We start from the raw sequence: 15,178 nt of genomic DNA, 5'->3' as shown, positions 1-15,178 counted from the left end.
CATGCTTCGTCCTCCCGTTACTCTGCAGCCTGCATTGCCGACCAGACGGCAAGCGGCGTTGCAGGCATGTTGAGGTTGTTGGTGCCAATGGCATCGGTGATGGCGTTGATCAGCGCCGGCGGCGAACCGATGGCGCCGGCTTCGCCGCAGCCCTTGATGCCGAGCGGATTGCCCGGGCACGGCGTGTTCTGATGCGACAGGCTGAACGACGGCAGGTCGTCGGCGCGCGGCATGGCATAGTCCATGTAGCTGGCGGTGAGCAGCTGGCCCGTGGTGGGGTCATAGCGCACGCCTTCCAGCAGCGCCTGGCCCACCCCTTGGGCAATGCCGCCATGCACCTGGCCCTCGACGATCATCGGGTTGATGATATTGCCGAAATCGTCGGCGGCGACGAACTGGACGATCGTCGTCTTGCCGGTTTCCGGATCGACCTCGACTTCGGCGATGTAGCAGCCGGCCGGGAAGGTGAAGTTGGACGGATCATAGAAGGCGCCCTCTTTCAGACCCGGCTCCATGCCGCCCGGCAGGTTGTGGGCGGTATAGGCGGCAAGCGCCACCTGGAACCACGGCAGCGACTTGTCGGTACCGGCAACCTTGAGCTCGCCATTCTCGATGACGATGTCGCTTTCGTCCGCTTCCATCAGGTGCGCGGCGATCTTCTTCGCCTTGGCCTCGACCTTGTCGAGCGCCTTGACGATCGCCGACATGCCGACGGCACCCGAGCGGGAACCATAGGTGCCCATGCCCATCTGCACCTTGTCGGTGTCGCCGTGGATGATGGAGACATTGTCGATCGGCACGCCGAGCCGCTCGCAGACCAGCTGGGCGAAGGTCGTCTCATGGCCCTGGCCGTGGCTGTGCGAACCCGTCAGAACTTCGACCGTTCCGACCGCATTGACCCGAACCTCGGCCGATTCCCACAGGCCGACGCCCGCGCCGAGCGAACCGACCGCAGCCGACGGCGCGATGCCGCAGGCCTCGATATAGCAGCTCATGCCGATGCCGCGCTTCATGCCGCGGCGCTCCGATTCCGCGCGACGGGCCGGGAAGCCCTTCCAGTCGGCAGCCGCCATCGCCGCCTCGAGCGACGCTTCATAGTTCCCGGCGTCATAATTCATGATGACCGGCGTCTGGTAGGGGAAGGTGCGGATGAAGTTCTGCCGGCGCAGTTCCGCCGGCGAGACGCCGAGTTCGCGCGCCGCCGTTTCCATGGTGCGCTCGAGCAGGTAGGTCGCCTCGGGGCGGCCGGCACCGCGATAGGCATCGACCGGCACCGTATTGGTGTAGACGGTGCGGACATTACAGTGGATCGCCGGGATCGCATACTGCCCGGAGAGGAGCGTGGCGTAGAGATAGGTCGGCACCGACGAGGAGAAGAGCGACATGTAGGCGCCGAGATTGGCAATCGTGTCGACCTTCAGCCCGATGACCTTGTTGTCCTTGTCGAAGGCCATCTTCACCTTCGAGACATGGTCGCGGCCATGGGCGTCGGTGAGGAAGGCCTCGGTGCGGTCGGACGTCCACTTGACCGGAACGCCGGTCTTCTTGGAGGCCCAGAGACAGACGATTTCTTCCGGATAGATGTAGATCTTGGAACCGAAGCCGCCGCCGACGTCCGGCGCGATGACGCGCAGCTTGTTTTCCGGCGCCACATTGTAGAAGGCGCTCATGACGAGCCGCGCGACATGCGGGTTCTGCGAGGTCGTGTAGCAGGTGTAGTGGTCCTCGGCCGTGTCGTAGATGCCGAGCGTGGCGCGCGGCTCCATCGGATTGGGCGAGAGGCGGTTGTTGTGGATCTCGATCTCGGTCACGTGGGCGGCCGCGGCGATCGCCCGGTCGGCGGCGGCACTGTCGCCGATTTCCCAGTCGTAGATCAGGTTGCCCGGCGCTTCGGGATGAAGCTGCGGCGCGCCCGGCTCGAGCGCCGTCACGGCCTCGGTCACGACCGGCAGTTCCTCATAGTCGACGACCACGGCTTCGGCCGCGTCGCAGGCCTCGCCATAGGTGTCGGCCACGACGATCGCCACGGCATCGCCGACATAGCGCACCGTCTCGTGCGCGAGCGGGCGCCAGGCGCCCATCTTCATCGGCGTGCCGTCCTTGGAATGGATCATCCAGCCGCAGATCAGGTTGCCGATGCCGTCGGCCAGGAGCTGCTTGCCGTCCAGCACGTCGATCACGCCCGGCATGGCCTTGGCGGCCGACGCATCCACGCCCTTGATCTTGGCATGGGCATAGGGCGAACGCACGAAGTAGGCGAATTTCATACCCGGAACGACCATGTCGTCCGTATACCGGCCCTTGCCGGTGAGGAAGCGCTTGTCTTCCTTGCGCGTGACACGCGCCCCGATTCCTTCAACACCCATAGTCTTCTCCTCCAGAGAAAAGGGATTCGTGGAAATAGTCCGTTGGAGGCAGTGGGGAGTAGCGAGCAAAGCAGGGGCCGATCACGACGGCCGCCAACGACTGCTTCCTGGCTACTGCCTATTGCCTACTGCCTCATTCGGCTGCCTGACGTCCGCCATGCATCTCGGCATTGGCGGAAAGCACCGCCTTGACGATGTTGTGGTAACCAGTGCAACGACAGATATTGCCTTCCAGCTCGTGGCGCACCGTCGCCTCGTCGAGGTTTCCGCCGTGACGGCTGATCATGTCGACCGCGGTCATCACCATGCCCGGCGTGCAGAAGCCGCACTGCAGGCCGTGATGTTCCTTGAAGGCCGCCTGGACGGGATGCAATTCACCGTTGCTCGCCAGTCCCTCGATCGTGGTGATCGCCGAGCCGGAAGCCTGGACCGCCAGGATCGAACAGCTCTTCACCGACTTGCCGTCCATGTGCACGACGCAGGAACCGCATTGGGTCGTGTCGCAACCGATATGGGTTCCGGTCAGTCCGAGTTTTTCGCGAATGAAATGGACGAGCAAGGTGCGGTCTTCGCACTCGCCGCTCACCGAACGGCCGTTCACCGTCAGCGTTACTTTTGCCATGTGGTTCCTCCTCGTGTCTCTCCCGGACACACCGGCTATCATTTGTCTTTTTCTCCGGCCGATCAACAGGAAGAGTGCGCCCGAACGTATTTTTTATATTTCGCGCTGCAGCATAGATCGGCCCGTTACTGTGACGGACGACAAGGCGAATAATGGAGCATGATATTCGACTTTCTATTTCGTGGACTTTCGCGAATTGCGGGCTATTCTGGAGCCGCGACCGCCGAGAGAGGATGCCTACAGGCATTGGGGCGGGGAAGACATGTACCGGCCCGGCCGGACGCGTAAACAGTGGAGAAATATCATGAAGAAAGCTCTTGTGCTCGTTCTGATCGGCTTGTCGGTCGCAGGCTGCACCCAGACCGAAAAAGGCGCTGCGATCGGCGCGGCTTCGGGCGCGATCATCGGTGGCGCGATCACCGGTGACGTTCGCGGCGCGGCCGTCGGCGCGGCAATTGGCGGCGTATCCGGCGCCGTGATCGGCAACGTGGCTGACCAGCCCGGCCAGTGCTACTACCGCGACCGTTACGGCCGTCGCTACGTCGACGATTGCCCGCGCCGCTACTAATTCACGCTAAAGTGGAAGTCCCGGCACCCGCCGGGGCTTCCCTTCGCGGACAATTTCTCAAAAAAAATACCCCATTCGGCGATTTTACGATTAAGCTCGGGCTGCCGACGGAAACGCGGCCAGCAATCAGACCGCAACGAGCAAATGTGTGCATGCCGAGTATTCCGATATCACCGAAGAACTGTCTTGCGTTTCGGAGGACCGGCACCGCACTCGGGCTGGGGCTCGCCATGGCGTTCGCTCCGGTGCTGACCGGCGAAGCCCATGCCTTCAAGATTTTCGGCATCACCCTCTTCGGCGAGGACGAGGCGGTCAACGACGTCATCGATCCGGTCCGCTACAGCATCACCATCGATACCGACGGCGCCGACAAGGACCTTGCCGCGGCGCTGGAGCGCACCTCCCTGCTGGTGCAGGGGCAAGAGGCGCCCGTGTCGGGCGACCTGGGACTGGTCATCAAGGCGCGCGACGACCGCGATCGCCTGGTTGCTACCCTCTATGAGAATTCCCGCTATGGCGGGGTCGTCCGCGTCACGGTCGACGGCCGCGATATCGACGACCTGCCACCCATTCCGACCTTTGGCCGCGACGGCCCGATCCCGGTGACCATCCGCGTCGATCCCGGCCCCGCCTTCGCGCTGGGAACCGTCACGCTCGAGGGCGATGCCGTGGGCCTCGACCCTTCCAACTATGATCTGGTGCCGGGCGGGCCGGCCGGCTCGCTGGTCATCCTCAAGGCCGGCGAAAAGATCGTCGACGATCTGAAGGCCGAGGGGCGTCCGCTTGCCGTGCTGGCGCGCCGGGATGTCGTCGCCGACCACGAGACACAGACGGTCGATGTGGTGTTTGCGGTCGAAGCCGGGCCTGTCGCGCCGATCGGCGAGGTGACCGTCAAGGGCGCCCGCAAGGTCGATCCGGCATTCATCGCCCGCTATTCGCGGCTGCGGCCGGGCCAGACCTATTCGCCGGAGCAGTTGCGTAAGGCGGCCGAGCGGCTGCGCGCGCTGGGCGTGTTCTCCAGCGTGACCATCAACGAGGCGGACGGGCTTGAAGAGGACGGTTCGCTGCCGCTCGGCATCGTCGTCGCCGAGGGCAAGCATCGCTATTTCGGCGTCGGCGCCAGTTTTTCGTCCATCGACGGGTTGGGCGTCGAGGGCTATTGGGGCCATCGCAACCTGTTCGGTCAGGCGGAATCGCTGAGACTCGAAGGCAAGGTCGGCGGGCTCGGCGACTTTAGCGGCGTCGAGGATCTCGACTACAGCACGGGTATCACCTTCATCAAACCCGGCGCCTTCTTCCCCTCGGGGACGCTGGAAGCGAGCATCAAGGGTGCGACGCTCACGACCGAGTCCTATGACGCCGCCTCGGTCATCGGCAAGGTTGCCTTCGCCTACGAGATTACTGATTACGACAAGGTGTCGGCCGGCGTTTCGCTCGCCTATGACGACATCGACGACGCCTTCGGCAACAATACCTACCTGACCTTCGGCGTTCCGATCGGCTACACCCGCGACACCCGCGACAACAAGCTCAACCCGACCGAGGGCTTCAACGCGGCCCTGACCGTCATCCCGAGCTACGAGATCCTCGGGGAGACCTTCTTCTCGACATTCGAGGGCTCGATCTCCGGCTATTACAGCCTCGGCGACGAGGACCGCATCGTTCTTGCGGCGAAGCTGTCCGCCGGCATGCTGGTCGGCGCGGGCGATCTTGAGTCCGTTCCAGCGACGCGGCGATTCTTCGCCGGCGGCGGCGGCTCGGTGCGCGGCTATGCCTATCAGGAAATCTCGCCGGAGAACGCCGCCGGCGATCCGACCGGCGGACGGGCCTATGCGCTCGCCTCTTTCGAGGCGCGGGTCAACGTGACCGAGAAGATCGGCATCGTGCCCTTCCTCGACATCGGCTCTGTGACTGCCGCGAATTATCCGGATTTCTCCGATATCCGCATGGGGGCGGGCATCGGCCTGCGTTACCAGACGCCGTTCGGGCCGTTGCGCCTCGACGTCGCCATGCCGCTCGACCCTTACGACGGCGGCAGCAAATACGGCATCTATGCCGGCATCGGCCAGAGCTTCTGAGCCGAACCCGAGAAGGACTAAGAAAGCCGCATGCGCCTGCTGAAACGCCTCACGAGATTTGTTCTTCGCCTGATCGCCTATGGCGCCGGCGTAACGCTGGTGCTCGGCGTGGTGGCAATCCTTCTCGCCGGCTATACCACCGTAGGCGGCAGCTTCGTGGCCGGCCAGCTTGCCTCCATGCTCTCGACGCCCGACCGGCAGATCACCATCGACGGCGCGGGGCCGCTGCTGGGCGGAGACCTGCGGATCGAAAGTATATCGCTGGCCGACAGCCGGGGCCCCTATGCCGAAATCCGCGACATCGCCATGGACTGGTCGCCTCTCGATCTCCTGGGCGGCCGCCTGACGGCTGAGCGCATTGCCGCAGCCACCGTCCGCATCGATCGCGCGCCCGTCGCAACCGCGGACGACACGGCGGAAGAGGAATCGGGTTCCGGCTTCACCCTGCCGGTCGAGATCGACGTGAAATCGCTCGACCTTCCCATCATCGATCTGGGCCAAGGCCTTGCCGGCCGTGACATCCGACTGTCGCTCACCGGCTCCGGCCAGGCGGTGAGCGAGCGGATCGAGGCGCAGCTTCGGGCCACGCGTGCCGAGGCGCCGGATGCCGAGGCAACCGCCGACCTCGTCTACGCGCCAGCCGAAAATCGCCTGCGCCTCACCGGCGTGCTGAATGAACCGGCGGGCGGCCTCGTCGCCGGCCTGCTGCGGCTGCCGGGCAGCCCGGCGCTGCGCATCGGCGTCGACGGCGACGGCCCGCTCACCGACTGGAAGGGCAAGGTGACGGCCTCGGTCGATGGCCGCCCGTCTCTCGCCGTCGATGCGACGCACCGCGTTGCCACCGGCCTGCGCAGCATCACCGCCATCGGCGGCGGCCGTTTCGACGCACTGCTGCCGCCGACGCTTCGTCCTCTGTTCGAAGGGGAGACGGTGATCGACCTCGCCGCAAATCTCGACCGGAATGGCGCGGTGACGATCGAACGGGGCAAGCTATCGACCGCCGCGCTCGATCTGACCGCGTCGGGCCGCTACGCCGCCAACGGGACAAATGACCTGAAGGCGCGGCTGGTCGGCACCGCAGGTCCGGTTCCCTTCAGCTGGACGAGCGGCGAGCAGACCATCGCGGCGGACATCGAGCAGCTCGCGCTTGCCGTCAGCGGCCCCGCCAATGGCGCGACCGTCGATCTCACCGGCCGCTTCGCCTCGCTGCAATTGCCGCAGGGCAAGTTCTCCGGCGTGGACCTGGCGGCCAAGAGCGACAGCTTCGATCTCGCCACGCGCACGGGACCTCTTCAGACCACGCTTTCCGTTGCCGCAAGCCAGCTCGCCGACGCCGAGCTCGACCGCATTCTCAAGGCGCCGCTGACGATCAAGGCGCCGCTGACGATCGGCGCGGCGAGGATCGGCTTCGACGGCACGACCATCGAAAGCACGACGATCGGCGGCAAGCTCAACGGCGACTATGCGCTGGACGAGAAGACGCTCACCAGCCGCTTCGAGCTCTTCGCCATTCCCGGCGTCCTGCCGGCGAACCTGGCGGGCAAGTTCCAAGGTACGATCGGCCTTGCCGGCACGCTCGACTACACGCAGCCGCACAATCTGGCGTTCTCCGACCTCAGGCTGTCCAGCAATCTCGGCGAGGCGACCGGCTCGCTGACCCTCGACGCAGAAAACAGGCTGACGACCAATCTCGCCGGCCGCATCACCGAACTTGGCGCACTGGTCGACAACATCAGCGGCGGCGCCGAATTCGCCCTTTCGGCCGAAGGACCGCTCGACGCGCTGGCCGGTACACTGTCGTTAAAAAGCGCCACAGCCATCGCCGCCGGACGCAAGCTGGAGAACCTTGCACTTGAGATCGCGGGAACCGCCGACAGGACGGCGCCGAAGGGCACGCTGAAACTGTCCGGCACGCTCGACGGCCAGGCGATCGAGGCGACCGCCGATCTCGTCGCCGAAAACGGCCGTTCCTCCATTCCGGCGCTGGTCGTCACGGTCGGCCCCAACCAGATCGAAGGCGCGCTTGCCTTCTCTCCGGCCTTCGCACCCTCGGGAACGCTGCGTTTCGACCTGCCGGAAGTCGGCCTGATCGCCGCCCTGGCGGGCCAGAACGCGAGCGGCGATCTCAAAGGCTCCGTCGATCTTGCAGAAAGCGGGGGCAAGCGGTCGGCCACCATCGTGGCGACCGGTTCGACGCTCACGCGCGACACGGTGACGGTTGACGCACCCGACATCCGCCTTGCCATCTCCGACCTTGCCGCCTTTGCCGCCGAAGGCAGTCTCAGCGCCTCGGCCGTGTCGGTCGGCGCCAACCGCATTGAGACGCCCAAGCTCGGATTTTCACGACAGGGTGCCAGCACTGCCTTTGAACTCGACGGCCGCTACGACGGCGCGCCGCTCGCGGCCAAGGGCCGCATCGAGCAGCAGGCGGCAGGCTTGAGCATCGCACTCGAGACGCTGTCCGCGGCACCGCGCCGCATCCCGCTCACGCTCGCCAAGCCCGCCGCCCTGACCGTTGCCGGCGGCAAGTTGACGATCGACACGGCGACGATTTCCGCCGGCTCCGGTACGGTCGATGTTACGGGCAGCGCCGGTGACACGCTCGATCTCAACGCCGCGCTTCGCAACGTGCCCGCCTCGCTCATTGCGACCGTGGCCCCCACGCTCGCACCCGACGGCACGATCTCCGGAACGGTCTCGGTCAGGGGAACGCCCGCCGCACCGGTCGTCACCTATGCGCTCGACTGGACAAACGCCGCTGTCGCCCAGACCCGTTCGACCGGCATCGGGGCGTTCTCGGTTTCCGCCAAGGGCGATTTCCGCGACGGTCGGCTGTCGCTCGACACTGAGGTCACCGGCCAGGCCGGGCTCGGCCTTTCCGGGGGCGGAACGTTCAGCCTTTCCGGCCAACGGCCGATCGCCATGAAGTTCACCGGAAAACTGCCCTTTGCCGCACTCACCGGCATGCTGTCGCGCCAGGGTTTCGTGCTCGAAGGTGCGGCCGATCTCGATGTTTCCGTCTCCGGCGGGCTCGCCGCACCACAGGTCACCGGCACCGTGCGCACCGCCGGCGCCCGCCTGATCGACGTCCGCCGCAACCTGGCTGTTGAGCAACTGGCGGCGACCGTTACCTTGCAGGGTAACCGCGCCTCCGTCACCGGCCTCACCGGCAAGCTCGCCAGCGGCGGCAGCATTTCCGGCGGCGGCACGATCGACATCCTTTCGCCCGGTCTGCCGGCCGACATCGCCATCACCCTCGACAAGGCCGTCTATGTCGACGGCACCATGGTGGCGAGCACCGCCGACGGACAGTTGACCATCAAGGGACCGCTGCTCTCAGGCCCTGTGCTGGCCGGCAAGATCGACCTGACGAAAACTGCGATCACCATTCCGGAGAAATTGCCGACCAGCCTGTCCGAACTCGACATCCAGCACAGGCATGCGCCGCCCGCCGTGCGCCAGCAGATGGCGACGATCACCAAGACCGAGCACCATGGCAGCCAGTCGTCGATCGGCCTCGACCTCACCGTCTCGTCGCCGACGCAGATCTTCGTGCGCGGCCGCGGCATCGATGCGGAACTCGGGGGCACGATCGCGGTCACCGGCACAGCCCAGGCTCCGAACGTCTCCGGCGCCTTCGACCTCAGGCGCGGCCGCCTGTCGATCCTGACGAAACGCATGCAGTTCACCCGCGGCACCATCACCTTCGGCGGGGGGTTGGTGCCGATCCTCGACATGGAGGCGACGACCACCTCGGGCACGACGACGATCACGATCACGATCGCCGGCTTTGCCAATGATCCGTCGGTGTCCTTCTCCTCGTCGCCGTCCCTGCCACAGGACGAGATCCTGGCGCAGCTGATCTTCGGCCAGTCCATGGCCCGCCTGTCGCCGCTGCAGATCGCCCAGCTCGCCGATGCCGCAGCCCAGCTCGCCGGTGGCCGTTCCACCTCGCTGTTCGAGGCGCTGCGCTCGACGCTCGGCGTCGACGATCTCGACATTTCCACCGACGAGACGGGCCAGGCCAAGGTCAGCGCCGGCAAGTACCTCAACGACAAAACCTATATCGAGCTCCAGCAGGGCGGCACCGGCCAGACCAAGGCGGTGATCAACCTCGACATCGGCCGCGGCGTCAAGCTGAAGGGCGAAGCAGGGGCAGAAGGCGCAGGAGCGGGCATCTTCTACGAAAAGGAATACTGAGCCGGCAAAGGATCGGCGATCAACCGACCTTGCTGGTCTTCAGCAGGATGCTCGATTCGGTCGTGTTGATCCCCTCGATCAGGCGGATCCGCCGCAGCGTCTCGTCGAACGAGGCAAGATCGCGGTCCTCGAGCTCGGCAATGAAATCCCAGCGCCCGTTGGTGCTGTGCAGCGCCCGGACCTCGGGCAGGCCGCGCAGTTGATGCGCGACGCGATCGGCGAACTTTCCCACCACTTCGATCATGACGATCGCCCGGACACCGGCCGGGCGGATCTCGCTGCCGGTACGGATGGTGAAGGCGGCGATTGTTCCGTCTGCCACCATACGGTCGATCCGGGCGGCAATCGTGGCTCGGGACGCCCCGGTCATCGCCGCAAGTGACGATGCCGGGATGCGAGCATTGTGGCGCAGAGCGCTGAGAATATCGCGATCAAGGTCGTCCATTTTACATCTCGTCATAATTGGCTGGCACTTTGCGCAATCTAACTCGCTTTCTGATCATTTTCCATCTTTTTGCTAACGCGCGCATTGACGAAGATCGCGCCTTGCAGACGAGGAGATCCTGATGAACGACAAGACCAAGGCCGTCACGCTGATCGGTGTTCCGCTGGAGGAAGGCTCTGGCCGCGGCGGCTGTGCCATGGGCCCGGCGGCGCTGCGGATCGCGGGCATCGGATCGGCGCTCCGCGAGCTCGGCTACCGCGTCACCGACGCCGGCGACCTGCGCCCGACGCCGGCCACGGAGCTCGGCGAGCATGCCCATGCCCGCAATCTTCCGGTCGTCGCAGCGTTCACCCGCGCCATCGAGGACAGGACCTATCGGGCCGCGGCCGAAGGCACGCTTCCCGTCCTCCTCGGTGGCGACCACAGCCTGTCGATGGGCAGCGTTTCCGGCATGGCGCGGCGCGCAAGCGAGCTTGGGCGCCCCTTGTTCGTGCTTTGGCTCGACGCACACGCGGATTTCAACACGCCGTCCACCTCGCCTTCCGGCAACATCCACGGCATGCCGGTCGCCTTCTTCTGCGGCAAGGCGGAATTCGCGCCGATCCTGCCGGCCGGACGGCCCTTCGTCGATCCGCGCCAGGTCTATCAGGTCGGCATCCGTTCGGTGGATGACGAGGAGCGCCTGGCGATCACGGCGAACGGCGTCAATGTTTTCGACATGCGCGCCATCGACGAGGACGGCATGGGCGCAATCATGCGGAGGATCATTGCCGATGTCTCGAAGGTCAACGGCCTGCTGCATGTCAGCCTCGACGTCGACTTCCTCGATCCGGACGTCGCGCCGGGTGTCGGCACCACGGTTCCGGGCGGCGCGACGTTTCGCGAGGCGCACCTGATCATGGAAATGCTGCACGACAGCGGCCTCGTTTCCTCGCTCGACCTCGTCGAGCTCAATCCCTTCCTGGACGACCGCGGCAAGAGCGCCCGCGTCATCGTCGAACTCGCGGCCAGCCTGTTCGGCCGCCGCATTCTCGACCGCCCCACCCGCGCCGCCTAAGCAACCCGAGGACCAACGATGTCGAACACAGCAGAGCTCATCGCCACCGAACAGCGCCTCGGCGCGCACAACTACAAACCCCTCGACGTCGTGCTGACGCGCGGCCAGGGCGTCCATGTCTGGGACAGCGAAGGCAACCAGTATCTCGACTGCCTGTCGGCCTATTCGGCCGTCAACCAGGGGCACTGCCATCCGCGCATCCTGGCCGCCATGACGGAACAGGCCTCCAAGCTGACGCTCACCTCGCGCGCCTTCCGCAACGACCAGCTGGCGCTTCTCTACGAAGAGCTGGCAGCACTCACCGGCTCGCACAAGATCCTGCCGATGAACTCGGGCGCCGAGGCGGTCGAAACCGCCATCAAGGCCGTGCGCAAATGGGGCTACGAGACCAAGGGCGTGCCCGAGGGCAAGGCCGAGATCATCGTCTGCTCCGGCAACTTCCATGGACGCACGCTCAGCATCGTCTCCTTCTCGACCGATCCGGATGCGCGCGGCGGCTTCGGTCCCTTCACGCCCGGCTTCCGCACCGTACCCTTCGGCGACGCCGAGGCCTTCGAGGCGGCGATCAACGAGAACACCGTGGGCGCACTGATCGAACCGATCCAGGGCGAGGCGGGCGTCATCATCCCGCCGGCCGGTTATCTGCGGCGGGTGCGCGAACTCTGCACCGACAACAATGTCACGCTCATTCTCGACGAGATCCAGACCGGCCTTGGCCGCACCGGCAAGCTGCTCGCCGAGGAACATGAAGGCATCGAGGCCGACGTGACGCTGATCGGCAAGGCCCTGTCCGGCGGGTTCTACCCCGTCTCGGCTGTACTCTCCAATTCCGAGGTGCTCGGCGTCTTGAAGCCTGGCCAGCATGGCTCGACCTTCGGCGGCAATCCGCTCGCCTGCGCCATTGCCCGCGAGGCGCTCAAGGTGCTGGTCGAGGAAAGGATGGTCGAGAACTCCGCCGCCATGGGCGAGTACTTCCTCGAGGGGCTGAAGTCCATCCGCTCGAACATCGTCAAGGATGTCCGCGGTCGCGGCCTGATGCTGGCAGTCGAACTCGACCCGGATGCCGGTGGTGCAAGGCAGTATTGCTACGCGCTGAAGGATCTCGGCCTGTTGGCCAAGGACACCCACGTCGACACCATCCGTTTAGCGCCGCCACTGGTTATTACTAGGGAACAAGTGGACTGGGCACTGGAGAGAATAAGCAAGGTTCTGCTGCAGTAACCAAGCGATCAACCATCCGTATCTCGGCTGATTGGAGAGGCTCTCGTCTTTTGGCGAGAGCCTCTCTTCGTTCAAGGCATGTATTTCGGTGCAGACTTTTTTGGTGAGCAGATGCCCACGGGATGAAATTTTGAATCTCGCCGTCAACTCCTTTAGAAGCTCTTAACCAAAACCCCCTATTTTTCAGGGGCAGGAGCGTCGGGCAGATCCGCCGCGCAAAGGCGACCCTAGTTATATTTCGATTGAGATCCACGGTACTGGAGACGGTTTAGCCGCGCCTCCATGCGCCAAAACGAGGAGGACTGAGAGTGCACATCAATATGTTCGGCGCGGACGCAAAAGCGATCCTGGCAGCCCTAAACAGTTCGCAGGCAATCATCGAGTTCACCCTTGATGGCAAGATCATCACGGCAAACGAGAACTTCTGCCGCGCGCTTGGATACCAGCTGTCGGAAATCCAGGGCAGGCATCACAGCATGTTCTGCGACCCGACCTATGTCGCCTCCCAGGAATATAAGCAGTTCTGGGCCTCGCTTGCCGCCGGCCGATTCGATGCGCGCGAGTACAAGCGGATCAGCAAGACCGGCCAGGACGTCTGGATCCAGGCTTCTTACAACCCGGTTTTCAGCGGCGGCAAGCCCTACAAGGTGGTGAAGTTCGCCACCGACATCACCGCCGCGAAACTGAGAGCGGCGGAGGACGCCGGCAAGCTCGCAGCAGTCTCCAGAGCCCAGGCCGTCATCGAGTTCACCACGACCGGCGAGATCCTGACGGCAAACGACAATTTCCTCAAGACGCTTGGCTACAGCCTCGGCGAGATCCAGGGCAAGCATCATGCGATGTTCTGCGAGCTGGCCTATACCCAAAGCGCCGACTACCAGCGCTTCTGGCAGAAGCTCGCCGGCGGCGAATTCGTCGCCGAAGAATTCAAGCGCATCGGCAAGGGCGGCAGGGTCGTCTGGATCCAGGCGTCCTACAATCCCATCTTCGACATGAACGGCAAGGTCTTCAAGGTCGTCAAGTTCGCCACCGATGTCACCGAACGCGTCCGCTCGGTCGATGATGTGGCGGTCGGCCTCACCGCGCTCGCAGACGGCGACCTGACGGTTCGGATCGATCATCCGCTCCTGCCCAGCCTGGACCGCCTGCGCGTCGACTTCAACAACTCGTTGGACAAGCTGCAGGCGACGATGAGCACGGTCGGCGACAACACCAATGCGATCGCCGCCGGTTCGCGCGAGATCCAGTCAGCCTCCGACGACCTGGCCAAGCGCACCGAGCAGCAGGCCGCAGCCGTGGAAGAAACCGCAGCGGCGCTGGAAGAGATCACCCAGACGGTCAGCGACAGCTCCAAGCGCGCCGAGGAAGCAGGCTCGCTCGTTGCCAGAACCAAGGCTGGCGCGGAAAAATCCGGGGAAGTGGTCAAGAGCGCGATCAATGCCATGGGCCAGATCGAGGCGTCGTCCCGCGAAATATCCAACATCATCGGCGTGATCGACGACATCGCCTTCCAGACCAACCTGCTGGCGCTGAATGCCGGCGTCGAAGCAGCCCGCGCGGGAGAGGCCGGCAAGGGATTTGCCGTTGTCGCCCAGGAGGTGCGCGAGCTTGCCCAGCGGTCCGCCAATGCCGCCAAGGAGATCAAGGCCCTGATCACCACGTCCGGAGAACAGGTCCGCAACGGTGTCAGCCTCGTCGGCCAGACCGGCAAGGCGCTGGAGCAGATCGTCGCGGAAGTCCAGGACATCAACCTCAACGTCATCGCCATCGTCGAAGCGTCCCGTGAACAGGCGACCGGCCTGCAGGAGATCAACAAGGCGGTCAACGCCATGGACCAGAACACGCAACACAACGCCGCCATGGTCGAGGAGACGACCGCAGCCAGCCACAGCCTGGCCCGCGAAGCCGAAACCCTTCGCAATCTCGTGGCTCAGTTTAGAATTGGGCAACACTCTTCGAATACAGTATCCGTAGCGCGTCCCGATGCCCGACCTGTCGCATCCCCGGCACGCAAACTCATGGCGAAGGTCGCTCGTGCCGCAACCGGTGGCGCTGCGACTGCCCAGGCACAGGAAAGTTGGGAAGAATTCTAATGGCATCCGCGATCAATTCGACAAGCTTCAACGGCGAAACCCTCGAAATCATCGCCTTCCGGCTGCATGACCAGGAATTCTGCGTCAAGACCACGACCATCCGCGAAATCCGCGGCTGGGCGCCGTCGACGCCGATCCCGCATGCCCCTGCAGACGTGATCGGCGTAATGAACCTGCGCGGCTCGGTCATTCCGATCATCGACCTCGCCTACAAGCTGGGCATGAAGAGCACCGTCGCCAACGAGCGTTCCGCCATCGTCGTCGCCGAAGTCCACAACATGGTCATCGGCATGCTGGTCGACCGCGTCTCGGACATCCTGACGATCCCTTCGAGCCAGGTTCAGCCGGTTCCGGAAATCTCGGCTTCCTTCGACAAGTCCTTCTCCGAAGGCATCATTGCCAACGAACATGGCATGATCTGCTTCCTGAACCTCGCCAAGATGTTCAAGGGCAGCGAAATCGAAGAGCTCGCCGCCTGATCGTCCGCCACTTCATAAGATCGCAGCAATCACAACAAAGGGCTCCGCA

At 64.5% G+C, this 15,178-nt stretch carries 10 protein-coding genes; 7 read left to right on the top strand and 3 right to left on the bottom strand.

Annotated elements, in window-relative coordinates:
• Nucleotides 1-17: 17 nt before the first annotated feature.
• Together AC07Y0_RS22205 and AC07Y0_RS22200 are read right to left on the bottom strand one after the other, a co-directional pair.
• Nucleotides 18-2,366 (bottom strand): xanthine dehydrogenase family protein molybdopterin-binding subunit, encoded by a 2,349-nt coding sequence (locus AC07Y0_RS22205; protein ID WP_498679795.1) that lies wholly within the window; start codon nt 2,364-2,366, stop codon nt 18-20.
• Nucleotides 2,367-2,499: 133 nt separating this feature from the next.
• Complete coding sequence (locus AC07Y0_RS22200; RefSeq protein WP_498679794.1) at nt 2,500-2,988, bottom strand: (2Fe-2S)-binding protein; 489 nt, start codon at nt 2,986-2,988, stop codon at nt 2,500-2,502.
• 304 nt (nt 2,989-3,292) lie between these two features.
• Here AC07Y0_RS22200 and AC07Y0_RS22195 point away from each other — a divergent pair, with 304 nt between their 5' ends.
• The 3 genes from AC07Y0_RS22195 (at nt 3,293) to AC07Y0_RS22185 (ending at nt 9,834) form a co-directional block, all read left to right on the top strand.
• Nucleotides 3,293-3,556 carry a YMGG-like glycine zipper-containing protein gene (locus AC07Y0_RS22195; RefSeq protein ID WP_498679793.1) on the top strand — a complete coding sequence of 88 codons (264 nt, stop codon included), beginning with the start codon at nt 3,293-3,295 and terminating at the stop codon, nt 3,554-3,556.
• Between the two features lie 152 nt (nt 3,557-3,708).
• Complete coding sequence (locus AC07Y0_RS22190) at nt 3,709-5,634, top strand: autotransporter assembly complex protein TamA (RefSeq protein WP_498679792.1); 1,926 nt, start codon at nt 3,709-3,711, stop codon at nt 5,632-5,634.
• Between the two features lie 30 nt (nt 5,635-5,664).
• Nucleotides 5,665-9,834: a translocation/assembly module TamB domain-containing protein gene (locus AC07Y0_RS22185; protein WP_498679791.1), complete on the top strand. Its 4,170-nt coding sequence runs from the start codon at nt 5,665-5,667 to the stop codon at nt 9,832-9,834.
• Between the two features lie 19 nt (nt 9,835-9,853).
• On the opposite strand, the gene AC07Y0_RS22180 is transcribed toward AC07Y0_RS22185, so the two are convergent.
• Complete coding sequence (locus AC07Y0_RS22180) at nt 9,854-10,279, bottom strand: Lrp/AsnC family transcriptional regulator (protein WP_115670334.1); 426 nt, start codon at nt 10,277-10,279, stop codon at nt 9,854-9,856.
• Nucleotides 10,280-10,400: 121 nt separating this feature from the next.
• On the opposite strand from AC07Y0_RS22180, the gene rocF reads away from it, so the two are divergent.
• The 4 genes from rocF to AC07Y0_RS22160 all read left to right on the top strand — a co-directional run bounded on the left by rocF (nt 10,401) and on the right by AC07Y0_RS22160 (nt 15,129).
• Nucleotides 10,401-11,336, top strand: a complete 936-nt coding sequence (gene rocF, locus AC07Y0_RS22175; RefSeq protein ID WP_498679790.1) for an arginase — start codon at nt 10,401-10,403, stop codon at nt 11,334-11,336.
• Between the two features lie 18 nt (nt 11,337-11,354).
• Complete coding sequence (gene rocD, locus AC07Y0_RS22170; protein ID WP_498679789.1) at nt 11,355-12,557, top strand: ornithine--oxo-acid transaminase; 1,203 nt, start codon at nt 11,355-11,357, stop codon at nt 12,555-12,557.
• 320 nt (nt 12,558-12,877) lie between these two features.
• Nucleotides 12,878-14,650 carry a methyl-accepting chemotaxis protein gene (locus AC07Y0_RS22165; RefSeq protein ID WP_498680310.1) on the top strand — a complete coding sequence of 591 codons (1,773 nt, stop codon included), beginning with the start codon at nt 12,878-12,880 and terminating at the stop codon, nt 14,648-14,650.
• Entirely contained in the window at nt 14,650-15,129 is a 480-nt protein-coding gene (locus tag AC07Y0_RS22160) for a chemotaxis protein CheW (protein ID WP_498679788.1), read from the top strand. Before AC07Y0_RS22165 ends, AC07Y0_RS22160 begins: the two co-directional genes overlap by 1 nt.
• The last annotated feature ends 49 nt before the right edge of the window (nt 15,130-15,178 follow it).

The organism is Allorhizobium sp. GW101-3B10, from assembly GCF_059424725.1.
This window is presented reverse-complemented; position numbering and strand designations above follow the sequence as displayed.

Bases quoted from the DNA above. Each gene is read 5' to 3' on its own strand.
- AC07Y0_RS22205 (WP_498679795.1), bottom strand. From the start codon at position 2,366: ATGGGTGTTGAAGGAATCGGGGCGCGTGTCACGCGCAAGGAAGACAAG.
- AC07Y0_RS22200 (WP_498679794.1), bottom strand. From the start codon at position 2,988: ATGGCAAAAGTAACGCTGACGGTGAACGGCCGTTCGGTGAGCGGCGAG.
- AC07Y0_RS22195 (WP_498679793.1), top strand. From the start codon at position 3,293: ATGAAGAAAGCTCTTGTGCTCGTTCTGATCGGCTTGTCGGTCGCAGGC.
- AC07Y0_RS22190 (WP_498679792.1), top strand. From the start codon at position 3,709: ATGCCGAGTATTCCGATATCACCGAAGAACTGTCTTGCGTTTCGGAGG.
- AC07Y0_RS22185 (WP_498679791.1), top strand. From the start codon at position 5,665: ATGCGCCTGCTGAAACGCCTCACGAGATTTGTTCTTCGCCTGATCGCC.
- AC07Y0_RS22180 (WP_115670334.1), bottom strand. From the start codon at position 10,279: ATGGACGACCTTGATCGCGATATTCTCAGCGCTCTGCGCCACAATGCT.
- rocF (WP_498679790.1), top strand. From the start codon at position 10,401: ATGAACGACAAGACCAAGGCCGTCACGCTGATCGGTGTTCCGCTGGAG.
- rocD (WP_498679789.1), top strand. From the start codon at position 11,355: ATGTCGAACACAGCAGAGCTCATCGCCACCGAACAGCGCCTCGGCGCG.
- AC07Y0_RS22165 (WP_498680310.1), top strand. From the start codon at position 12,878: ATGTTCGGCGCGGACGCAAAAGCGATCCTGGCAGCCCTAAACAGTTCG.
- AC07Y0_RS22160 (WP_498679788.1), top strand. From the start codon at position 14,650: ATGGCATCCGCGATCAATTCGACAAGCTTCAACGGCGAAACCCTCGAA.